This window comes from Oceanimonas sp. CAM02, assembly GCF_032842915.1.
In the GTDB taxonomy this organism is placed as follows: Bacteria; Pseudomonadota; Gammaproteobacteria; order Enterobacterales; family Aeromonadaceae; genus Oceanimonas; species Oceanimonas smirnovii.
Map to the genome: position 1 here is coordinate 181,627 of NZ_JAWJBK010000004.1, position 19,496 is coordinate 201,122.

Here is a 19,496-nt window from a genome sequence, read left to right on the forward strand (position 1 = left end):
GGAGAGCCATAAATGAAGATTAAACGGTTTTTTGCCAAAGATATGCGTGCCGCCCTGGCCGAAGTAAAAGAAGAGCTGGGGGCCGATGCGGTGATCATGTCTAATAAAAAAGTGTCCGGGGGCATAGAAATTGTGGCCGCCGTGGACGATGACGACAATACACCGGTCGATAAGGGGCAGCGTCCGTTAACGGACGACAATGTCAGAATTTCGTCGCAGGCCCGTCAATTTATTCCGCCACTCAGCCAGCAGCAGCAGGCTGACTCCTTGCAGGCGCTGTTAAATCGTGGCAACACAGCACCGTCTCCCAAAACCCTGGCCGAGCAGGTGGACTGGGGCCAGCCGGAAGCGCGCCGGGAGCCGGTGATGCCATCGCCTGCACCGCTGTTTGCCGGTGGTGAAAAAAGCCGCAGCCGCCAGAAAGACAGCACCAAAGACAAAGAGCTGAACGCCATGCGTCAGGAAATTGCCAGTATTCGCCGGCTGCTGGAACATCAGGTATCCGGTCTGATGTGGCAGGAAGTAGAGCGCCGGGAGCCGGTGCGCGCCATGGTGATTAAACAACTGAACCAGCTTGGTTTCAGTGATGGTTTTGCCGATATGCTGGCCATGCGGGTACATGAGCGTGCAGCCCCTCATGAAGCCTGGGCCCAGATTGAAAACGCCCTGACCGAGCTGGTGCTGACCGGGGAAGATGAAATTATGCGCCAGGGCGGCGCTGTAGCGCTGCTCGGCCCCACCGGAGTGGGTAAAACCACCACCATTGCCAAACTGGCGGCCCGCTTTGCTGCCCGCCACGGTGCCGATCAGCTGGCGCTGATCACCACGGATCATTATCGCATCGGTGCCCATGAGCAGCTGCAGACCTACGGCCGCATTATGGGCGTGGCGGTCAAGCAGGCACGCACCTATGAAGAGCTGGCGCAGGCACTTTATCAGTTACGTCATCGCCGTCTGGTATTAATTGACACCGCCGGCATGGGCCAGCGTGATATGCGCCTGAACGAGCAGCTCGATACCCTGGTCGGTGATCGCCAGATCCGCATTCGTAATTATCTGGTATTGCCGGCTACCGCCCAGCGCAGAGTGCTGCAGGAGGCAGTAGAGCACTTTCGGCGCATTCCACTGGCCGGCTGCATCCTTACCAAGCTGGATGAAAGCCTGTCGCTGGGGGATGTGCTTGATATCAGTATTCAGAACAGTTTGCCCATCAGCTATGTCACCGATGGCCAGCGAGTACCGGAAGATCTGCGCCTGGCCAAGGCCGGTGAGCTGGTCAAGCAGGCAATGGGCGCGGTAGAGCAGCGTGAAGATCCCTATTATTGGGAAGCCGCCGACGATGAGGATGCGCGTTTCTATGACTAATTGGTTTCATGACCAGGCAAGCGGACTGCGGCTTATGCAAAAAATGAACAGAGTGCAGGTAATTGCCGTCACTGGCGGCAAAGGGGGCGTGGGCAAAACCAATATTACCCTGAACATGGCCTCGGCCATGGCAGCGCAGGGCAAGCGGGTATTGGTACTCGATGCCGATCTGGGGCTGGCCAACGTGGATGTGCTGCTGGGCATTCGGGTCCGGCGCAATCTGTCTCATGTATTGAGAGGCGAATGTACCCTGGATGAGGTAATGGTCGAAGGCCCGCAGGGCATTCGCATTATTCCGGCCACATCGGGCAATCAGTCCATGACCGAGCTGTCGCCGCTGGAGCATGTCAGTCTTATTCGTGCGTTCAGTGAAATGCAGACGCCCATTGATGTGTTGCTGGTAGATACCGCCGCCGGCATCTCCGACATGGTGCTAAGCTTTTCCCGGGCGTCTCAGGAAGTGCTGGTGGTGGTATGTGATGAGCCTACTTCTATTACCGATGCCTATGCCTTGATTAAGCTGCTGTCCCGGGAGCATGGCGTATTTCGTTTTAAAATTGTGGCCAACATGGTGCGTACCCAGCGTGAAGGTATGGAGCTGTTTGCCAAACTGACCCGGGTCACCGACAAGTTTCTGGATGCCTCCCTTGAGCTGGTTGCCTGCATTCCCTTTGACGGTAACTTGCGTCTGGCGGTGCGCCGTCAGGCGCTGGTAGTGAACCAGTATCCCAAGTCGCCTTCTGCCATCGCCATACGGGCGCTGGCCGCCAAAGCGCTGAACTGGCCCACTCCGCACCGGGCCGAAGGGCACCTGCAGTTCTTTGTGGAGCGCCTGCTGCGTAATCCCGCCATGAACCAGCAAGGAGTACGGAGTGAGTAGAGCACAGGCATACGCACAGCATCAAAGTCAAAGTCTGGTAGAGCGTCATGCCGGCCTGGTGCGGCGTATTGCTCAGCATCTGCTGGCCCGTCTGCCCGATAGTGTGTTGCTTGATGATCTTATTCAGTCCGGCATGGTCGGACTGCTGGAGGCGTCGAAAAACTTCGATGCCTCCAAAGGAGCCAGTTTTGAGACCTTTGCCGGTATTCGCATTCGCGGTGCCATGCTGGATGAAATCCGCCGGGGCGACTGGGTTCCCCGTTCGGTGCATCGCAACGGCCGGCACATTGCCGAGGCCATGCATACTATTCAGCGACGGGAAGGGCGACCGGCTCAGGATCGGGAAATTGCCGATGAACTGGGTGTCTCACTGACTCAGTATCACGCCATGCTGGCAGACGTCAATCATGGCAAATTGCTTGAAATGGATGAGTTTGAGCAAGGCGTCGAGCAACAGGCCGAGTTGCACAGTCATACCGGCAGCCCCTTTGACGGCATGGCCAAGGAACGCTTTCAGCGAGCGCTGGCAGAAGGCATTCGCAGACTGCCCGAGCGTGAGGCGCTGGTGTTGTCACTTTATTACGACGAAGAGCTGAATCTGAAAGAGATCGGCGGCATACTGTCGGTGTCGGAGTCTCGTGTGAGCCAGATCCACAGTCAGGCCATGCTGCGCCTTAAATCTCGTCTTAAAGAATGGCAGGCTTGATACAGAACAAGCAGTCAATGTGAAAAAATGTCATATTCCCGTTCAGAAACGGGAGCGATGGCCGACTTGTATTTGAGTAGGTATTTTACACCATGTTCAGTGGCTGCCGAGGCAGCAGAACAGGAGGAATGGGTTGGACAAGAACATGAAAATCCTGATTGTGGATGACTTTTCCACAATGCGCAGGATCATCAAAAATCTGCTCAGAGATCTGGGCTTCAACAACACGCACGAAGCCGACGACGGTCTCACTGCATTGCCGATGCTGAAAAACGGCGACTTCGACTTTGTGGTCACCGACTGGAATATGCCGGGCATGCAGGGCATTGATCTGCTCAAAGCCATTCGGGCTGATGACAAGCTCAAGCATCTGCCGGTATTAATGGTTACCGCAGAGGCCAAGCGCGAGCAGATCATTACAGCGGCTCAGGCGGGTGTAAACGGCTATGTGGTAAAACCCTTTACCGCCGGCACTCTCAAAGAAAAACTCGAAAAGGTATTCGAGCGCATCGGATAAAGGTCTTTCCATGACACAAGCACAAGGGTTGATCAACCTGGAACAGGCCCGTCAGCTGGTGGCACTGCTGGAGCAGGGTGACCAGGCCGGTGCCGATCGTTTTATGACTGACGTTTGCATGCCTCATGCCGACGCACTGCTGGAGCAGGTAGGTCAGCTTACCCGTCAGTTGCATGATTCGCTGCAAGAGTTTCGTAACGATCCCCGCCTGCCGGTGCTGGCCGAAACCGATATTCCCGACGCCCGCGAGCGGCTTAATCATGTCATTGACATGACCGACAAGGCCGCCAACCGCACTATGGACGCAGTGGAAGCCAGTCTGCCCATCGCAGACCGGCTCAGCGATCGTATACAGCAGGTAAAACCGGGCTGGCAGGGGCTGATGCAGCGCCAGCTTGAGCTGGGACAGTTCAAGGAGCTGTGTTATCAGCTCGACAACTTTCTGCAAAATTCCGAGCAGGATGCCGAGCAGCTGCGTCAGCTGCTGACCGAAATTCTGATGGCTCAGGACTACCAGGATCTTACCGGCCAGGTGATTCGCCGGGTGATCAAGCTGGTGCAGGAAGTGGAAGCCAAGCTGGTTGAAATTTTGTCGGTGTTTGGCCGCCTTACAGACGAAGCGCCCCGCCCGGAGCAGCAAGAGTCTAACGCTGAAAAGGCACAGAAGGCCATTGAAGCGGAAGGGCCCATCATCAACAAGGAACAACGTGATGACGTGGTCTCGGATCAGGATGAAGTGGACGATCTGCTGTCCAGTCTGGGATTTTAAGGAGCAAGCATGGGCTTTGAGGTAGACGAAGATATTCTGCAGGATTTTCTGGTGGAAGCATCGGAAATTCTGGAACAGCTGTCGGAGCAACTGGTCACCCTGGAGCGTCAGCCCGACGACAAGGACCTGTTAAATGCTATTTTTCGCGGCTTTCACACCGTAAAAGGCGGTGCCGGCTTTTTGTCGCTTACGGCACTGGTAGAGACCTGCCACAAGGCGGAAAATGTCTTTGATATTCTGCGCACCGGTCAGCGTCGTGTTACTTCAGAGCTGATGGACGTGATCTTGCGGGCGCTGGATACCGTAAACGCCATGTTTGCTGAAATTCAGAGCCGTCAGGAGCCCACACCTGCCGATCCGACCTTGCTGGAAGAGCTCAGTTTTTACTGTCAGCCGGAGCAGGAAAATGAAACAGCACCGTCAGCCGAGGCAGCGGCTCCTGCCGGCAACAGCATCGAGTCTCTGAACGAGCAGGAATATCAGCAAATGCTGGGTGAGCTGGCAGCTGAACCTGAGCAGGAACAAGCGGCCTCGGGCAGCGACAGCGACGATATTACCGACGACGAATTTGAAGCCCTGCTGGATCAGCTGCATGGTGCCGGCAAGCACGGTGGTGTGCCCGCAGAAACGCCGGCAGCCGACACCGCAGCCGACAAAAATACTGCCGGTGGTGACGACGAGCTGATTGACGATGGCGAATTTGAAGCCCTGCTGGATCAACTCCATGGTGCCGGCAAGGGGCCTACTGCCACGTCAGTACCGGAAAAATCCGTGCCGGCCAGCAGCCAGCCAGCCAAAGCCGCTCCTGATGCCAAACCAGCCGCACCTGCCAAGGCCGCTCCGCCGCCGGCCGACACCACGGTTCGGGTCGACACCAAAACCCTCGACAGCATCATGAACATGGTGGGCGAGCTGGTGCTGGTGCGTAACCGCCTGCTCAGCCTGCAGTCCGGCCACGAAAATGAAGAGATCACCAAAGCGGTGACCAACCTGGATGCGGTCACGGGTGATCTGCAGGGCGCTGTGATGAAAACCCGCATGCAGCCCATCAAAAAGGTATTTGGCCGTTTTCCTCGCGTGGTGCGTGATATTGCCCGCAACATGAAAAAGGAAATTGAGCTTGAGATGGTGGGAGAAGACACGGATCTCGACAAAAACCTGGTAGAAGCCCTGGCCGATCCGCTGGTGCACCTGGTGCGCAACTCCTGTGATCACGGCATTGAGCTGCCGGAAGAGCGCGAAGCCGCCGGCAAGCCCCGCAAGGGCGTGATCCGTCTTACCGCGTCCCAGGAAGGGGATCATATTTTGCTGGGCATCGAAGACGACGGTGCCGGCATGGATCCGGAAAAACTCAAGAACCTGGCCATCAAGCGAGGTATTCTCGACGCCGACGGTGCCGCCCGCATGAGCGACAACGAAGCCTATAACCTGATCTTTGCCCCGGGCTTTTCTACCAAGGTAGAAATCACCGACGTCTCCGGCAGGGGCGTGGGCATGGATGTGGTGAAAACCGGCATCAGCTCGGTAAATGGCTCCATTTTTATCGATTCGGAAAAAGGCAGAGGCACCAAACTGCAGATTAAGGTGCCGCTCACCCTGGCCATTTTGCCTACCCTGATGGTGGTAGTGGGAGAGCAGACCTTTGCTCTGCCGCTGACTAACGTGAACGAAATTTTCCATCTGGATCTCACCAAAACCAGCATGGTGGACGGTCAGCTCACCGTAGTGGTGCGTAACCGGGCCATACCGCTGTTCTATCTGCAGGACTGGTTGCTGCGTGGCGGCAAGCGGGATCGCAAGGCCCATGGTCATGTGGTGATTGTAATGATAGGCAATCAGCAGGTCGGCTTTGTGGTTGACGGCCTTATCGGCCAGGAAGAAGTGGTTATCAAACCGCTCGATCAGCTGTTGCATGGCACGCCGGGCATGGCGGGAGCCACCATTACCAGTGACGGCGGCATTGCCCTTATTCTTGATATTGCAGGCCTGATCAAGGCCTATGCGCGGCGTTACGCCTGACGCACCAACAGGGAGCACGATAACAATAATGACTATTCGGGTTCTGGTAGTTGATGACTCCAGTTTCTTTCGTCGCCGGCTGAGCGAGATCCTGCAACAGGATCCGCTGCTTGAGGTGATAGACACTGCCGCCAATGGTAAAGAGGCCATCGACAAGGCAAAAAGCCTGCGGCCGGATGTGATCACCATGGACATTGAAATGCCGGTGATGGACGGCATTACCGCCGTGCGTGAAATCATGAAAACCACGCCCACGCCGGTGCTGATGTTTTCATCGCTCACTCACGATGGTGCCCGGGCCACCCTGGAAGCCCTTGATGCCGGTGCCATGGATTTTCTGCCAAAACGCTTTGAAGACATAGCCCGCAGCAAGGAAGAAGCTATTTCCCAGCTGCAGCAGCGTGTGCGTGCCATTGCCCGCCGTCGTCCCAGGGCGGCCGTCAGCCGCACCACACCGGTTGCATCTTCCGTTGCACCGCGCACGCCCGTCTCATCCCGTTTCAGTCGTGAACCGGTTGCCGCTCCTGCTGCGTCCGCTCCCCCCGAGCGGCGCAGTCTGCCCCGGCGCAGTGGCAAAAGTTATCAGCTGCTGGCCATCGGCACCTCCACCGGCGGCCCGGTAGCCCTGCAGGCGGTGCTGACCAAGCTGCCCGCCAATTTTCCGCATCCTGTTGTGCTGGTGCAGCATATGCCAGGTACCTTTACCACTGCCTTTGCTGCCCGGCTTGACGGCCTGTGCCAGATTCGGGTGAAAGAGGCCGAAGACGGTGACATGCTGCGTCCGGGCCATGCCTATCTGGCACCCGGTGGCCGGCAAATGATGCTTGAAGGCCGGCCCGGTGCTGCCCGGTTGCGCATTCTCGACGGCAACGACAAGGTTAACTACAAGCCCTGTGTGGATATTACCTTTGCTTCCGCCGCTAATATTTACGGTGGCAAGGTGCTGGCCGTGGTGCTGACCGGTATGGGTGCCGATGGCCGTGACGGCTCGCGTCTGCTGAAAGAGCAGGGGGCCAGCATCTGGGCACAGGATGAAGAAACCTGTGTGGTCTATGGCATGCCTCAGGCGGTAGCCAAAGCGGGCATTGCGACTGAGTCATTGCCGCTGCCGCTGATTGGCGAGGCCATCGTTAACGAAATGGTGGGCTGATATGGCACTGGCCGGTCTGCTGCTTGCGCTGGTCTGCATCGTGCTGGCTCAGTGGTGGCACGGCGGCAGCCTGTCTGTGCTGCTTGATGGTCCGGCATTACTGATTGTGCTGGGCGGCAGCCTGGGTGCCGTCTGGCTGCAAACTCCCTGGTTTCAGTTTTGCGCCGCCTTACATGCCCTGCGCACTGTGCTGGTCCCTCCGCGGTGGCCTTTTCACGATCAATGCGCGCGCCTGCTGCGCTGGTCTCATGAGGCCCGTCAGTCCGGGTTTCTGGCGCTGGAAGGCCGGCTGCATTCCGATACCATCGATGGCTTTACCCGTCAGGGGCTGCAATGGCTGGTAGACGGTACCGAGCCGGCCATGATGGAGCAGCTGCTGGATAACGAGCTGGCCCGCATTGAAGAGCAAAAAGAGCTGGAAGCCGGCGTATTTGAAGCCATGGGCGGTTACAGCCCCACCATTGGCATTATCGGGGCCGTGCTGGGATTGATTCAGGCCATGTCTCATCTGGACGATCCCGCCAGACTGGGCAGCGGTATCGCCGTGGCCTTTGTGGCCACGCTTTATGGCGTGGGGCTGGCCAACCTGCTGCTGTTGCCTCTGGCCAACCGGCTGCGGGCGCTTTACCGGCTGGAGCTGCGCTACCGTGAACTCACCGCCATTGGCCTGCTGGCCATTGCCCGGGGCGAGGGCAGTCTGTCGGTAAGCCGGCAGCTCAATCAGTTTCAGGGAGGCCGGCATTGATGAAGCGCCGCTCTCTGGTATCAAAGCCGCGGGATCAGCACACGGAGCGCTGGCTGGTGTCCTATGCCGATTACATGACCCTGGCCTTTGCCCTGTTTGTGGTGCTCTATGCCGTGCATGCATCCCGCACCGAGCTCCGCCAGCCAGTCATGGAGGGGGTACAGCAGGCGCTGGGGCAACTGGGCTCCCGGCCCGAGCAAACCGGTGCCATGGAGCGTGAGGGCCAGCCGGCCCTGCCGGTGAGTGAACTGCCGGTGGCCAGCAGCAGCGCCAACAGTCTGCATCAGCTGAAACTGGAGCTGGGTAACACGCTTGCTCCGCTGACCGAGCGGCAGCTGGCCGGCATAGAGCAGGGGACGCATGAACTGGTGCTGACCCTGGATGGCAGCCTGCTGTTTGCCCAGGGCAGTGCGCTGCTCAGGGGCAACAGTGACGCGGTATTTTCCGCCCTGATGCCGGTGCTGGGTCAAGATACTCATTTTATTCATGTGCGTGGTTTTACCGACAGCATTGCTGTCAGCAACGAGCTTTATGACTCCAACTGGCAATTGTCCGCAGAGCGGGCCAGAGCCGTGCTGGAGCAGCTGCAGCAAAAGGGCATTGCACCTCAGCGGCTGCGTCTGGAGGCCTATGGCCAATACCGGCCGGCAGAGACTGCACAGCGCCGTGAGGCGGGCAGGGCACCCCAGCGACGGGTAGAAATTGCTATTGCTGCCGAACGCTGGCAGCCACCTTCGCCGCCACCGGCACGGCCGCCGGAGCCGGACCAAAAAGAAGGTATTCAGGTTTATGAGCTGCCGGGAGGCGGCATTCGCATTACCAACGACAGGATAACGCCGTGATAGTCTGGACCGTAGCAAACCAAAAAGGCGGTGTTGGCAAAACCACTTCAGTGGTGGCGCTGGCAGGCCTGCTGGCACAGCATAACAAGCGGGTGCTGCTGATCGACACGGATCCTCATGGCTCGCTTACCGCCTATCTGGATTACAACTCCGATGAACTGCCGGGCACTCTGTTTGATTTGTTTCAGGCCGGTGCCGGCCGGGCTGAATTTGATCGGGTGGCACTGAATACCCGTTTTGATGGCATCACACTGCTGCCGGCTTCCATTTCGCTGGCCACCCTGGAGCGAACCTCCAGCAGCCGGGAAGGTATGGGACTGGTGCTCAAACGGCTGCTGGCTGAAGTAAAAAATGACTTTGATGTGGCCATTATCGACTGTCCGCCGGTGCTGGGCGTGATGATGGTCAATGCCCTGGCCGCCTGTGACCGTATTCTGGTACCGGTGCAAACCGAATTTCTGGCGCTTAAGGGGCTTGAGCGCATGGTCAGCACCTTTAAACTGATGCACAAGGCCCGCAAAGACGGATTTAATTACACAGTGGTGCCAACCATGTATGATCAGCGCACCCGGGCGTCGGTGCAGAGCCTTGACAGTCTGAAAGCGCAATACGGTGACAGAGTCTGGCCGGCTGTGATACCGGTAGACACCAAGTTTCGCGATGCCAGCCTGCGCCATGAGCCACCGTCTTACTTTGCCAAGGGCAGCCGGGGTGTCTATGCCTATCAGACCCTGCTGCGCTTTTTGTGGCGTCTCGACGGAGGAGACCAGCCGTTATGAACCAACGCCAGTTTTCAGCTCTGGATGATTATTTTGATGCGCTGCTGGATGAGCGGGTAGTAAGTCCGCAGGTTTCTGCAGAAGCAGCAAACGCTGCTGCCAGACCGGTGGTTTATGTTGATCCAAAAGAAGAAGAGCGCCGCCGTGCACTGGAATCACTGCTGGCGACGGTTGCCGAGCTGAAAGAAGAAGAAGCCGCCAGCGCCGATCCGCAGTCGCGCCAGGCAGAACCGGTTATTGATGTGCCATCGCCTGCAGAGATAGAGATGCCGGTGGTCGCGCCCGAGGTACAGCCGGAGCCGGCCCCCTGGCGCAATATGGACACGGAAGCACAGTTTCAGGCCTTGTTCTTTGAGGTGGCAGGCATGACCTTTGCTGTGCCGCTTACTCATCTGGGTGGCATTTATCAGCTTGACAGGCTTACCAGTCTGTTTGGCAAGCCGGCCTGGTTTGCTGGCATTATGACGGAGCGGGAGCGTCAGCTCAGTGTGGTGGATACGGCGCGCTGGGCCATGCCAGGCCACACTCAGGATGAGCAATATCAATATGTGGTGACCCTGGGCGAAAGTAACTGGGGGCTGTCCTGCCATCAGCTCAAGGGAACGGCTCTGCTCAGCCGTGAGCAGGTAAAGTGGCGCACTACGCCCGGCACGCGGCCCTGGCTGGCAGGTATGGTAAAAGAAAAAATGTGTGCCTTGCTTCATGTTGATGCCTTGATTGCATTACTGGAGCAGGGCAAAAATATAGACGGACAACGGGTCTGAGAGAGATAAGGGTGAGTGTATGAGCAATCATCGTAATGTGGCGGAAAATCTGGCTGAAGGCGAAGTGTTGCAGTGGGTGACCTTTCGGCTTGATAACGAAACCTATGGCATTAACGTTATGCAGGTACAGGAAGTATTGCGCTACAGCGACATTGCTCCGGTACCGGGCGCGCCAGATTATGTGCTGGGTATTATCAACCTGCGCGGCAACGTGGTTACTGTGCTTGATACCCGGCTGCGTTTTGGCCTGCCCAGTGCGGAAGTAACCGACAATACTCGCATTGTGATCATTGAAGCGGAAAAGCAGGTCATTGGTATTCTGGTCGACAGTGTGGCTGAGGTGGTCTATCTCAAGTCGTCGGAAATTGAAACGGCGCCCAATGTGGGTACCAGCGAGAGTGCGCGCTTTATTCAGGGCGTATGTAACCGCGAGAGCGAGCTGCTTATTCTGGTGGATCTCGACAAATTGCTGTCCGATGACGAGTGGGAAGAGCTGAGTCAGCTTTAATGATCAGTGAACTGGCGCTTATTCTGGCGGTACTGGGGCTGGTGATGGCACTGGCCGCCATTGGCCTGGCCTGGATGATGTGGCGGCGCAGCCAGCGCAAGCTGGATGCCATGAGCACCCTGATGCGTGAGCTGGCCCGCAGCCGGGACAGCTACCGCAAACAGCTGGAAGAGCTGCAGACCGCCAATATTGGCATGGGCAAAAAGCTGAACGAGCTGGGGCGCTATATAGCGGCGCTGCGCGAGCAGCAGCAGGAGCTGGCATTAAAAGATCCCCAAAGCAAGCTCTACAGCCGCGCCGCGCGAATGGTGCAGCTGGGAGCCGGTATTGAAGAAATCATGGCCGAATGCGAAATGCCCAGAGCCGAAGCTGAACTGCTGCTGTCTTTGCACCGGCAAAAGTAGGCTGGCGATGATAGTCGCTTATCCCTGCAGGCCGTGCTTTACGCGCGGCAAACCATTTCGCATTTGGCAAACCATCTTATTAACCACAGAATATTAACTTATGCTTGAAGCCCACGCCCTGACCTGCGTTCGTGAAGAACGTACCCTGTTCAGTGATCTTTCCCTTGCGGTGGCTCCCGGTGAGCTGGTGCAGATTGCCGGCCCCAACGGTGCCGGCAAAACCAGCCTGCTGCGGTTGCTGGCAGGCTTGTCCCGGCCTTATGAGGGAGAAGTCAGCTGGCAAGGGCACAACATAGAGCAGTGCCGCGACAGCTTTCATCAGGATCTTTTCTACCTGGGCCATCAGGCCGGCATCAAGCACGAGCTGTCTGCCTACGAAAACCTGGCCTTTTTTCGCCGCATGCATCATAAGGGCAGCACGGCCAACCTGTGGGACGTGTTGGCACAGGTTGGGCTGGCGGGGCTGGAAGAGCAATATGCCGGCCAGCTATCTGCCGGGCAAAAGCGCAGGGTAGCACTGGCCCGGCTGTGGCTGGGCGGGCCCAAACTATGGATCCTCGACGAGCCCTTTACTGCCATCGACAAACACGGGGTAAAAGTGCTGGAAAGGCTGTTTCTGGAGCACACCGATGCTGGAGGCATGGTGCTGATCACCACCCACCAGGATCTTAATCTTTGCGCCGACCGCGCCCGCATTCTTCACCTTTCACCATCCCGTGAGGACGCCCAATGATGCACTCCTTTACCGGCGTGGTGCGCCGGGAGCTGGTCAGCGCCCTGCGCCGGCGAGCCGACATTCTTAACCCGCTGTGGTTTTTTGTAATTGTGATCACTCTGTTCCCCCTGGGCGTAGGTCCGGAGCCGGCGCTGCTGGCGCGCATTGCTCCCGGCATTGTCTGGGTAGCGGCGCTGCTGGCATCGTTGCTGGCACTGGAGCGACTGTTCCGGGACGATTATATCGACGGCACCCTGGAACAAATGATGCTGATGCCCTGTCCTTTAGGGGTGGTGGTGCTGGCCAAGGTGCTGGCGCACTGGTTGTTAACCGGCTTGCCGCTGCTGCTGCTGTCGCCGCTGGTGGCAGTGCTGCTGAGCATGGACATGAACGGCTTTCTCGGCATGTTCTGGACCCTGCTGCTGGGCACGCCCATTCTCAGCTTGCTGGGTGCCATAGGTGTGGCATTAACCGTGGGCATAGGCAAGGGCGGTGTGCTGCTCAGCCTGCTGACGCTGCCGCTGTATATTCCGGTGCTGATCTTTGCCACCTCGGCCATAGAAACCGCCGGTCTGGGGCTGCCTTACAGTGGTCAGCTGGCCATTCTGGGGGCCATGCTGGCGGGCAGTGTTACCCTGGCCCCGTTTGCCATTGCTGCGGCACTGCGGGTCAGTGTCAATTAGCTCCATTTCAACTGGATTTGGCGGTCAAAGGTTTCTAAACAGAGGGAATTTGGGGTATCTTAAGCGCGCCAAAATAACGCATTAGTACAAAAAAGGTCTGTGAGCAAAATGTGGAAATGGTTACACCCCTATGCCAAGTCGGAAACGGCTTATCGTATTGCCGGACTATGGCTGCCCTGGTTCGCCGTGTTCAGTGTGGTTTCCTTTGCCGTTGGTCTGGCCTGGGGCCTGGCCTTTGCGCCCGCCGATTATCAGCAGGGTGACGCCTTTCGTATTATCTATATTCATGTGCCGGCGGCCATCATGTCGATGGGTGCCTACTCCTCCATGGCCGTTGCCGCCTTTATTGGTCTGGTATGGCAAATCAAGGTCGCCAATATGGCGGTCTCGGCCATTGCGCCGGTGGGGGCCGTGTTCACCTTTATTGCGCTGTTTACCGGTGCCGCCTGGGGCAAACCCATGTGGGGCACCTGGTGGGTATGGGATGCCCGCCTGACCTCCGAGCTGATTCTGCTGTTTCTTTATCTGGGTGTCATTGCGCTCTATAACGCCATTTCCGACAAGGTACTGGCCGGTCGTGCCGCCGGCATTCTGGCCCTGGTAGGGGTCATCAACCTGCCCATCATTCACTACTCGGTGGAATGGTGGAACACCCTGCATCAGGGGGCCACCATCACCAAGTTTGCCAAGCCCTCCATTTCCAATGACATGCTCTGGCCGCTGCTTATCATGATTTTTGCCTTTATCTGCTTTTTGGGCGCCGTCACGCTCATGCGCCTGCGCAACGAGTTGATCCGGCGTGAGTCTCATCGTCCCTGGGTACTGAAAATGGCGGAGAAACACCATGAAATTTGATAGCTGGTCTGCCTTTCTGGCCATGGGCGGTTACGGCTTTTATGTCTGGCTGTCGTTTGCCGTTACCCTGCTGGCCCTGCTGGGGCTGGTGGTGGCCACCATTAACACCAAAAAACGTCTGCTGCGCGAAGTCAGCCAAAAACAGGCCCGGGCCGCCCGCCGTGAGGCCGCCCGCAAGTTGGAGAACACCCTATGAACCCTAGACGTAAAAAACGAATGACACTGCTGCTGGCGGTGATAGCCGGATTGTCGCTCATGGTGGGCCTGATGCTCTATGCGCTGCAGCAGAACATAGACCTTTTCTATACCCCCACCGAGCTGGTGGAAGGCAAAGGCAAAGACCATATCAAGCCGGAAGTGGGCCAGCGCCTGCGCATTGGTGGCCTGGTGGTGCCGGGCACGGTAGAGCGGGACCAACAAAGCCTGAACGTCAGTTTTGCCCTGGTGGATGCCGGCGGTGAGCAGGTCACGGTGCGCTTTGACGGCATTTTGCCGGATCTGTTCCGGGAAGGGCAGGGCATAGTGGCTCAGGGCACCCTGGCAGACGCCCGCACCATCGATGCTTTTGAAGTGCTGGCCAAGCACGACGAAGAATACATGCCACCTGAGGTGGCGGAAGCGCTCAAGGGAATGGAGCACTTTAAACCCGAATACACGGAGGCACAGCTGAAGGGCAGCAACCTATGATCCCCGAGCTTGGACAATTCACCCTGGTGCTGGCGCTGGCCAGTGCCCTGGTGCTGAGTATTTACCCGTTATTGGGCGCATCCCGCGGCAACACCTCCATGATGCTGCTGGCCCGGCCACTGGCCTATGCCCAGTTTGGCTTTCTGTTTATTTCCTTTCTGTGCTTAACCTGGGCCTTTGTGGAGCACGACTTTACCGTGCTCTATGTGGCCTCCAACTCCAACAGCCTGCTGCCGCTGGCTTACCGCATTTCGGCGGTATGGGGCGCGCACGAAGGCTCACTGCTGCTGTGGGTACTGATCTTGGCAGGCTGGACCGCCGCCGTGGCCCGCTTCAGCCGGGCGCTGCCGCTGGATGCGGTGGCCCGGGTGCTGAGCGTGATGGGCATGATCGCCATTGGCTTTCTGCTGTTTGTGCTGTTTACCTCCAACCCCTTTGAGCGCACCCTGCCGTTCTTTCCGGTAGATGGACGCGACCTGAACCCGCTGCTGCAGGATCCCGGGCTGATTTTTCACCCACCCATGCTTTATATGGGCTATGTGGGCTTCTCGGTGGCCTTTGCCTTTGCCATTGCATCTTTAATGACCGGCAAACTGGATGCGGCCTGGGCGCGCTGGTCCCGACCATGGACCATGGCCGCCTGGATTTTCCTGACGCTGGGCATTGCCCTTGGCTCCTGGTGGGCCTATTACGAGCTGGGCTGGGGCGGCTGGTGGTTCTGGGATCCGGTAGAAAACGCCTCCTTTATGCCCTGGCTGGCCGGCACCGCCCTTATTCACTCGCTGGCAGTCACCGAAAAGCGCGCCAGCTTCAAGGCCTGGACGGTACTGCTGGCCATTATGGCATTTTCCCTCAGCCTGCTGGGCACCTTCCTGGTGCGCTCCGGGGTGCTGGTGTCGGTGCATGCCTTTGCCTCCGATCCCACCCGCGGCCTGTTTATTCTGATCTTCCTGCTGCTGGTGGTGGGCTCGTCGCTGTTGCTGTATGCCGTTAAAGGTGCAGAAGTGCGCAGCCATGGCAAGCACGAGCTGGCCAGCCGCGAAAGTCTGCTGCTGGGCAACAACATTATTCTGATGGCCGGTCTGGTGGTGGTGCTGATCGGCACCTTGCTGCCGCTGGTGCATAAAGAGCTGGGCATGGGCAGCATCTCCATTGGTGCCCCCTTCTTCGACAGCCTCTATGCCTGGCTGATCATTCCCTTTGCCCTGTTGCTGGGAGCGGGGCCCTTGTTCCGCTGGCGTCGCCAGAAAATGCAGGAAATCAACGGCAAACTTCTGCTGGCGCTGGTGCTCAGTATTGTCACCGGGGTGGCGCTGCCGCTGCTGTTTTCCGCCAGCTTTGAACCCTGGGCTGCCGTGGGGATTGGCCTGGGTGCCTTTATTACCATTACCAGCCTGCAGGAAACCTGGGTGCGGGCCACGCACCGACACTCGTTCTTTACCGGTGTGCGCAAGCTGGGCAACAGCCACTGGGCCATGATCCTGGGTCACATTGGTCTGGCGGTGACCATTGTTGGCATCAGCTGTACCCAGCTTTACAGCATAGAGCGCGATGTGCGCATGGTGCCCGGTGATACCGTCACCTTTGCCGATTACACCTTTACCTTTGACGGCATTCGTGATGCTGACGGCCCTAACTACGAAGGCTTCAAAGGGGTGATCAGTGTGTCCAAAAACGGCAAACCGCTGACCGAGCTGAAAGCCGAAAAACGCATGTATGTGGTGCAGCGCATGTCCATGACCGAAGCGGCCATTGATGCCGGCATTACCCGCGATCTGTACGCGGCGCTGGGTGAAGAGCTGGATGACGGTGCCTGGGCGGTGCGGCTTTACTACAAGCCCTTTATACGCTGGATCTGGTTTGGAGCACTGTTGATGTCTATTGGCGGTGTGATTGCCATTATCGACAAGCGCTACCGTTTTGGCCGCAAACAACAAGCCGCGGAGGCCTGATGAACCGTCGTATTCTTATTCTGTCCATTCCGCTGCTGATGTTTCTCGGTGCCAGTGTATTTCTGTACAAGGGGTTGTTTTCCGACCCCACCAAACTGGAATCGGTACTGATTGATCAGCCTATTCCTGAGTTTACCCTGCAGGACTTGCATAACCCCGACAAACAGCATGACAAGTCCATTTTTACCGGCCAGCCCATGCTGCTCAATGTGTGGGCCACCTGGTGCCCCACCTGTTATGCCGAGCACGAATATCTCAACCAGCTCAAGGCCAATGAAGGCGTGCATATTATTGGCATGAACTACAAGGATGAGCGTGAAAAGGCGCTGCGCTGGCTCAGTAATCTGGGTAACCCCTATGCCATCGATCTGTATGATCCCCGCGGCATGCTGGGTCTGGATCTGGGCGTATACGGCGCGCCTGAAACCTTCCTTATCGACAGTAACGGCGTTATTCGCTACCGCCATGTGGGTGATGTGAACGATCAGGTATGGAAGCAGACCCTCAAGCCTATCTTTGAGCAAATGGAGTAATGTCCATGTTGATGCGAATACTTATGCTGGCGGCCATGCTCTGGCTGCCGGCAGCTCATGCTGCCATCGATGTATACAACTTTGACGACCCGAAAAAAGAAGAGTCCTTTCGTGAGTTGTTAAAAGAGCTGCGTTGCCCCAAATGTCAGAACCAGGACATTGCCGACTCCAACGCCGAGCTGGCCAAGGATCTGCGGGAAAAAACCTACCAAATGTTGCAGGACGGCAGCAGCAAAGACGAAGTAGTGGACTACATGGTGGCCCGCTACGGCAACTTTATTCTCTATAAGCCTCCTTTTATGGCGTCCACCCTTATTCTCTGGGCCGGCCCTGTGCTGGTGCTGTTAATTGGCCTGGTGGTGGTGCTGGTGCGCACGCGCAAAAAGCCGGCGGTGGCTGCCGACGAAACCCTGAGCGAAGAAGAAAAACAGCGCCTCAAGCGCCTGCTGAACAAGAACAAAGAGAGCTGACATGACCTTATTCTGGATCCTTTGTGCCGGCCTGACTCTGCTGTTGGCACTGATCATTATTTTTCCTCTTACCCGTGGGCGGGCTGAGTCCAGCCACAGTCGTAACGAGCTCAATACTCAGCTTTACCGCCAGCGGATAAAAGAGCTGGAGCAAGACAGTGAACTGGGCCTGCTGGAAGATGACGAGGCCCTGCAGCAGGAGCTGCAGAAAAGTCTGCTGGATGATGTGGTCACCAATGAAACCAAGGCCCGGGACGGCCGCAGCCCGCTCACCATTATCTCGGCGCTGGTGCTGATGATAGCGGTCAGTGCCGGGGTTTACTGGCAGGTGGGAGCACATGAGGAAGTGGCCGAGTGGCAGCGGGTATCCGGCAATCTTCAGGAGCTGTCGCGCAAGGTACTGATAGAGCCGGATGAAAGCGTGACCGAGCAGGACGTGCGCGAGCTTATTCTGGCGCTGCGTACCCGTCTGCATCAGGATGGCGACGACTATCGTGGCTGGCTGCTGCTGGGCCGGTTGTCACTGGAAATGCGTGACGGCGAAACCGCCCGGGAAGCACTGGAAAAAGCCATTAACCTCACCGACGAGCCCGACGCCGTATACGTGCCCTACGCCGAGGCCCTGGCCATGACCGGAGAAAGCCTGCGCGCCGAGCAAATAATTCGCAATGTGCTGGCCAGCCAGCCCGGCAACCTGGAAGCCTGGTCGGTGTTTGCCTTTATGGCAGTACAGCAAAACGACTTTGAACAGGCCAGAGCCCGCTGGCAGCAAATGCTGGAAATCATGTCTCCCGAGCATCCGCGCTATGCCATGATCCAGCGGTCCATTGCGTTTGCCGAGCAGCAAATGAGCAGCAATCAGCAGGCGCCGGTTACCGGCCCCCGCTATCAGGTAGAAATAAATACCGGCACCAGTGTGCCTTATCACCCCGGCGCTGTTTTGTTTGTGTTTGCGGTGGATGCCAATGGTGGCGAAATGCCGCTGGTGGCCCGGCGGATAGAGCAGCCGGCGTTTCCGCTCAGCGTCACCCTGTCCAATGCCGATGCCATGGTGCCTGACAATAACATGAGCAGTCGCGATGAGATTATTATTAAGGCGCGTATTGCTCCCAGCGGTAACGTTACCGATGTCACCAACGCCTGGGAAGGGCGCAGTGGTGTGCTCAGCACCAGTGAAGACAAGCAGCTGAGCGTGATTATCGACACGCCGTTATAATATGGCTTTCAGCCGGTGGTGATGACTGGCCGTGTTGGTCAGTCATGAGTAGACTTACTCTTTTATAACAACAAAAATGAGCGACCTAACCATGTGGTACAGAGCACTTATTCTCATGGCCGGCACTGTGCTTACCGGCTGTGCGGCGCACCAGGGGGTGCAGCAGGAGCGGGTGAATGATCCTTTCTCACCGGCTGTGCCGGCAGACTATGCCAAATCTACCGCGGATGATCCTCGTGATCCCTTTGAGCCGGTAAACCGGGCCAGCTGGGTCATTAACTATGATGTAGCCGAGCCCTATATTGTACGTCCTGCTGCCCACGCTTATGCCGACTATGTACCCCGTTCGGTGCGTACGGGCATTCAGAATGTAGTGCTGAACCTCGAAGAGCCTGCCAGCTTCGTCAACCATCTGGTTACCGGCGACTTATCCGGTGCCGGCACTAACCTGGTGCGTTTTGGCGTTAACAGTACTGTGGGCGTGCTGGGTTACTTTGATGTGGCCCAGAAGCTCTCATTTGAACCTAAAGCCAAAGATTTCAGTCAGGTTCTGGGACAAATGGGAGTTGGTAATGGCCCTTATATGATGATCCCGCTCTATGGTCCGGCCACTCTGCGTCAGTTGACCGGCGATGTGGTGGATACGCTGTACTTTCCTTATGACGTTATGTCTCTTGCCATGCGCACCGGCAAATGGGCGCTGGACGGGCTTTATCAGCGCAGTGAGCTGATAGAGCGCGAGGCCATTATTGATAACTCGCTTGATCCCTACGGTCTGACCAAGGATTTCTATCTGCAGTTTCAGGATGCCAAAGTCGGCAAACAGCGTGAAATGCCTGACGACGAAAACCTTGACGCCTTTATGGATGAGATTGACGGGTAAAATAAAGCTGGAAGTCGCGTTGGTGGATGAGGTCGGGGTTTATACCCGGCAAAC

At 57.4% G+C, this 19,496-nt stretch carries 23 protein-coding genes; all 23 read left to right on the plus strand.

The window, feature by feature from the left end:
- Positions 1-12 precede the first annotated feature (12 nt).
- Positions 13-1,365, plus strand: coding sequence for a flagellar biosynthesis protein FlhF (flhF, locus tag R0I78_RS01205; protein WP_019933569.1), 1,353 nt, complete (start codon positions 13-15; stop codon positions 1,363-1,365).
- 34 nt (positions 1,366-1,399) lie between these two features.
- The gene (locus R0I78_RS01210) at positions 1,400-2,245 is read left to right on the plus strand and encodes a MinD/ParA family protein (protein WP_156816403.1); all 846 of its coding nucleotides are present in this window, start codon (positions 1,400-1,402) and stop codon (positions 2,243-2,245) included.
- Complete coding sequence (locus R0I78_RS01215) at positions 2,238-2,951, plus strand: RNA polymerase sigma factor FliA (protein ID WP_019933571.1); 714 nt, start codon at positions 2,238-2,240, stop codon at positions 2,949-2,951. Before R0I78_RS01210 ends, R0I78_RS01215 begins: the two co-directional genes overlap by 8 nt.
- A 133-nt stretch (positions 2,952-3,084) precedes the next feature.
- Positions 3,085-3,468, plus strand: a complete 384-nt coding sequence (gene cheY, locus R0I78_RS01220; protein WP_014293118.1) for a chemotaxis response regulator CheY — start codon at positions 3,085-3,087, stop codon at positions 3,466-3,468.
- A gap of 10 nt (positions 3,469-3,478) precedes the next feature.
- Entirely contained in the window at positions 3,479-4,237 is a 759-nt protein-coding gene (locus R0I78_RS01225) for a protein phosphatase CheZ (RefSeq protein ID WP_317074011.1), read from the plus strand.
- A gap of 9 nt (positions 4,238-4,246) precedes the next feature.
- On the plus strand, positions 4,247-6,256 hold the full coding sequence (locus tag R0I78_RS01230) for a chemotaxis protein CheA (protein ID WP_317074012.1): 2,010 nt from the start codon (positions 4,247-4,249) through the stop codon (positions 6,254-6,256).
- A 28-nt stretch (positions 6,257-6,284) separates the two neighbouring features.
- The gene (locus tag R0I78_RS01235) at positions 6,285-7,406 is read left to right on the plus strand and encodes a chemotaxis response regulator protein-glutamate methylesterase (protein ID WP_317074013.1); all 1,122 of its coding nucleotides are present in this window, start codon (positions 6,285-6,287) and stop codon (positions 7,404-7,406) included.
- A gap of 1 nt (position 7,407) precedes the next feature.
- Complete coding sequence (locus tag R0I78_RS01240; RefSeq protein WP_019933575.1) at positions 7,408-8,151, plus strand: flagellar motor protein; 744 nt, start codon at positions 7,408-7,410, stop codon at positions 8,149-8,151.
- The gene (locus R0I78_RS01245) at positions 8,151-8,993 is read left to right on the plus strand and encodes an OmpA family protein (RefSeq protein ID WP_019933576.1); all 843 of its coding nucleotides are present in this window, start codon (positions 8,151-8,153) and stop codon (positions 8,991-8,993) included. The genes R0I78_RS01240 and R0I78_RS01245 overlap by 1 nt, the downstream gene beginning before the upstream one ends.
- The gene (locus R0I78_RS01250; protein ID WP_019933577.1) at positions 8,990-9,772 is read left to right on the plus strand and encodes a ParA family protein; all 783 of its coding nucleotides are present in this window, start codon (positions 8,990-8,992) and stop codon (positions 9,770-9,772) included. Before R0I78_RS01245 ends, R0I78_RS01250 begins: the two co-directional genes overlap by 4 nt.
- Entirely contained in the window at positions 9,769-10,536 is a 768-nt protein-coding gene (locus R0I78_RS01255) for a chemotaxis protein CheW (protein WP_317074014.1), read from the plus strand. Before R0I78_RS01250 ends, R0I78_RS01255 begins: the two co-directional genes overlap by 4 nt.
- A 19-nt stretch (positions 10,537-10,555) precedes the next feature.
- Positions 10,556-11,044 carry a chemotaxis protein CheW gene (locus tag R0I78_RS01260; RefSeq protein ID WP_019933579.1) on the plus strand — a complete coding sequence of 163 codons (489 nt, stop codon included), beginning with the start codon at positions 10,556-10,558 and terminating at the stop codon, positions 11,042-11,044.
- Positions 11,044-11,448: a DUF2802 domain-containing protein gene (locus R0I78_RS01265; protein ID WP_019933580.1), complete on the plus strand. Its 405-nt coding sequence runs from the start codon at positions 11,044-11,046 to the stop codon at positions 11,446-11,448. Before R0I78_RS01260 ends, R0I78_RS01265 begins: the two co-directional genes overlap by 1 nt.
- A 100-nt stretch (positions 11,449-11,548) precedes the next feature.
- Positions 11,549-12,181 (plus strand): cytochrome c biogenesis heme-transporting ATPase CcmA, encoded by a 633-nt coding sequence (ccmA, locus tag R0I78_RS01270; protein WP_317074015.1) that lies wholly within the window; start codon positions 11,549-11,551, stop codon positions 12,179-12,181.
- A complete protein-coding gene (gene ccmB / locus R0I78_RS01275; RefSeq protein WP_410506562.1) occupies positions 12,181-12,846 on the plus strand; it encodes a heme exporter protein CcmB in 666 nt (221 codons plus the stop codon). Before ccmA ends, ccmB begins: the two co-directional genes overlap by 1 nt.
- A 108-nt stretch (positions 12,847-12,954) precedes the next feature.
- Positions 12,955-13,701: a heme ABC transporter permease gene (locus R0I78_RS01280; RefSeq protein WP_317074017.1), complete on the plus strand. Its 747-nt coding sequence runs from the start codon at positions 12,955-12,957 to the stop codon at positions 13,699-13,701.
- On the plus strand, positions 13,691-13,897 hold the full coding sequence (gene ccmD, locus R0I78_RS01285) for a heme exporter protein CcmD (protein ID WP_019933584.1): 207 nt from the start codon (positions 13,691-13,693) through the stop codon (positions 13,895-13,897). The genes R0I78_RS01280 and ccmD overlap by 11 nt, the downstream gene beginning before the upstream one ends.
- The gene (gene ccmE, locus R0I78_RS01290) at positions 13,894-14,388 is read left to right on the plus strand and encodes a cytochrome c maturation protein CcmE (RefSeq protein ID WP_317074018.1); all 495 of its coding nucleotides are present in this window, start codon (positions 13,894-13,896) and stop codon (positions 14,386-14,388) included. Before ccmD ends, ccmE begins: the two co-directional genes overlap by 4 nt.
- Complete coding sequence (locus R0I78_RS01295) at positions 14,385-16,340, plus strand: heme lyase CcmF/NrfE family subunit (protein WP_317074019.1); 1,956 nt, start codon at positions 14,385-14,387, stop codon at positions 16,338-16,340. The genes ccmE and R0I78_RS01295 overlap by 4 nt, the downstream gene beginning before the upstream one ends.
- Positions 16,340-16,873, plus strand: coding sequence for a DsbE family thiol:disulfide interchange protein (locus R0I78_RS01300; RefSeq protein WP_317074020.1), 534 nt, complete (start codon positions 16,340-16,342; stop codon positions 16,871-16,873). The genes R0I78_RS01295 and R0I78_RS01300 overlap by 1 nt, the downstream gene beginning before the upstream one ends.
- Positions 16,873-17,343 (plus strand): cytochrome c-type biogenesis protein, encoded by a 471-nt coding sequence (locus R0I78_RS01305; RefSeq protein ID WP_410506560.1) that lies wholly within the window; start codon positions 16,873-16,875, stop codon positions 17,341-17,343. Before R0I78_RS01300 ends, R0I78_RS01305 begins: the two co-directional genes overlap by 1 nt.
- Position 17,344: 1 nt before the next feature.
- Positions 17,345-18,559 carry a c-type cytochrome biogenesis protein CcmI gene (ccmI, locus tag R0I78_RS01310; protein ID WP_317074021.1) on the plus strand — a complete coding sequence of 405 codons (1,215 nt, stop codon included), beginning with the start codon at positions 17,345-17,347 and terminating at the stop codon, positions 18,557-18,559.
- Positions 18,560-18,650: 91 nt separating this feature from the next.
- Entirely contained in the window at positions 18,651-19,442 is a 792-nt protein-coding gene (locus tag R0I78_RS01315; protein WP_026344632.1) for a VacJ family lipoprotein, read from the plus strand.
- Positions 19,443-19,496 lie beyond the last annotated feature (54 nt).

Excerpts from the sequence above, each read along its gene's own strand:
- flhF (WP_019933569.1), top strand. The coding sequence starts at position 13 with ATGAAGATTAAACGGTTTTTTGCCAAAGATATGCGTGCCGCCCTGGCC.
- R0I78_RS01210 (WP_156816403.1), top strand. The coding sequence starts at position 1,400 with ATGCAAAAAATGAACAGAGTGCAGGTAATTGCCGTCACTGGCGGCAAA.
- R0I78_RS01225 (WP_317074011.1), top strand. The coding sequence starts at position 3,479 with ATGACACAAGCACAAGGGTTGATCAACCTGGAACAGGCCCGTCAGCTG.
- R0I78_RS01230 (WP_317074012.1), top strand. The coding sequence starts at position 4,247 with ATGGGCTTTGAGGTAGACGAAGATATTCTGCAGGATTTTCTGGTGGAA.
- R0I78_RS01235 (WP_317074013.1), top strand. The coding sequence starts at position 6,285 with ATGACTATTCGGGTTCTGGTAGTTGATGACTCCAGTTTCTTTCGTCGC.
- R0I78_RS01240 (WP_019933575.1), top strand. The coding sequence starts at position 7,408 with ATGGCACTGGCCGGTCTGCTGCTTGCGCTGGTCTGCATCGTGCTGGCT.
- R0I78_RS01245 (WP_019933576.1), top strand. The coding sequence starts at position 8,151 with ATGAAGCGCCGCTCTCTGGTATCAAAGCCGCGGGATCAGCACACGGAG.
- R0I78_RS01255 (WP_317074014.1), top strand. The coding sequence starts at position 9,769 with ATGAACCAACGCCAGTTTTCAGCTCTGGATGATTATTTTGATGCGCTG.
- R0I78_RS01260 (WP_019933579.1), top strand. The coding sequence starts at position 10,556 with ATGAGCAATCATCGTAATGTGGCGGAAAATCTGGCTGAAGGCGAAGTG.
- R0I78_RS01265 (WP_019933580.1), top strand. The coding sequence starts at position 11,044 with ATGATCAGTGAACTGGCGCTTATTCTGGCGGTACTGGGGCTGGTGATG.
- ccmA (WP_317074015.1), top strand. The coding sequence starts at position 11,549 with ATGCTTGAAGCCCACGCCCTGACCTGCGTTCGTGAAGAACGTACCCTG.
- ccmB (WP_410506562.1), top strand. The coding sequence starts at position 12,181 with ATGCACTCCTTTACCGGCGTGGTGCGCCGGGAGCTGGTCAGCGCCCTG.
- R0I78_RS01280 (WP_317074017.1), top strand. The coding sequence starts at position 12,955 with ATGTGGAAATGGTTACACCCCTATGCCAAGTCGGAAACGGCTTATCGT.
- ccmD (WP_019933584.1), top strand. The coding sequence starts at position 13,691 with ATGAAATTTGATAGCTGGTCTGCCTTTCTGGCCATGGGCGGTTACGGC.
- ccmE (WP_317074018.1), top strand. The coding sequence starts at position 13,894 with ATGAACCCTAGACGTAAAAAACGAATGACACTGCTGCTGGCGGTGATA.
- R0I78_RS01295 (WP_317074019.1), top strand. The coding sequence starts at position 14,385 with ATGATCCCCGAGCTTGGACAATTCACCCTGGTGCTGGCGCTGGCCAGT.
- R0I78_RS01300 (WP_317074020.1), top strand. The coding sequence starts at position 16,340 with ATGAACCGTCGTATTCTTATTCTGTCCATTCCGCTGCTGATGTTTCTC.
- R0I78_RS01305 (WP_410506560.1), top strand. The coding sequence starts at position 16,873 with ATGTCCATGTTGATGCGAATACTTATGCTGGCGGCCATGCTCTGGCTG.
- ccmI (WP_317074021.1), top strand. The coding sequence starts at position 17,345 with ATGACCTTATTCTGGATCCTTTGTGCCGGCCTGACTCTGCTGTTGGCA.
- R0I78_RS01315 (WP_026344632.1), top strand. The coding sequence starts at position 18,651 with ATGTGGTACAGAGCACTTATTCTCATGGCCGGCACTGTGCTTACCGGC.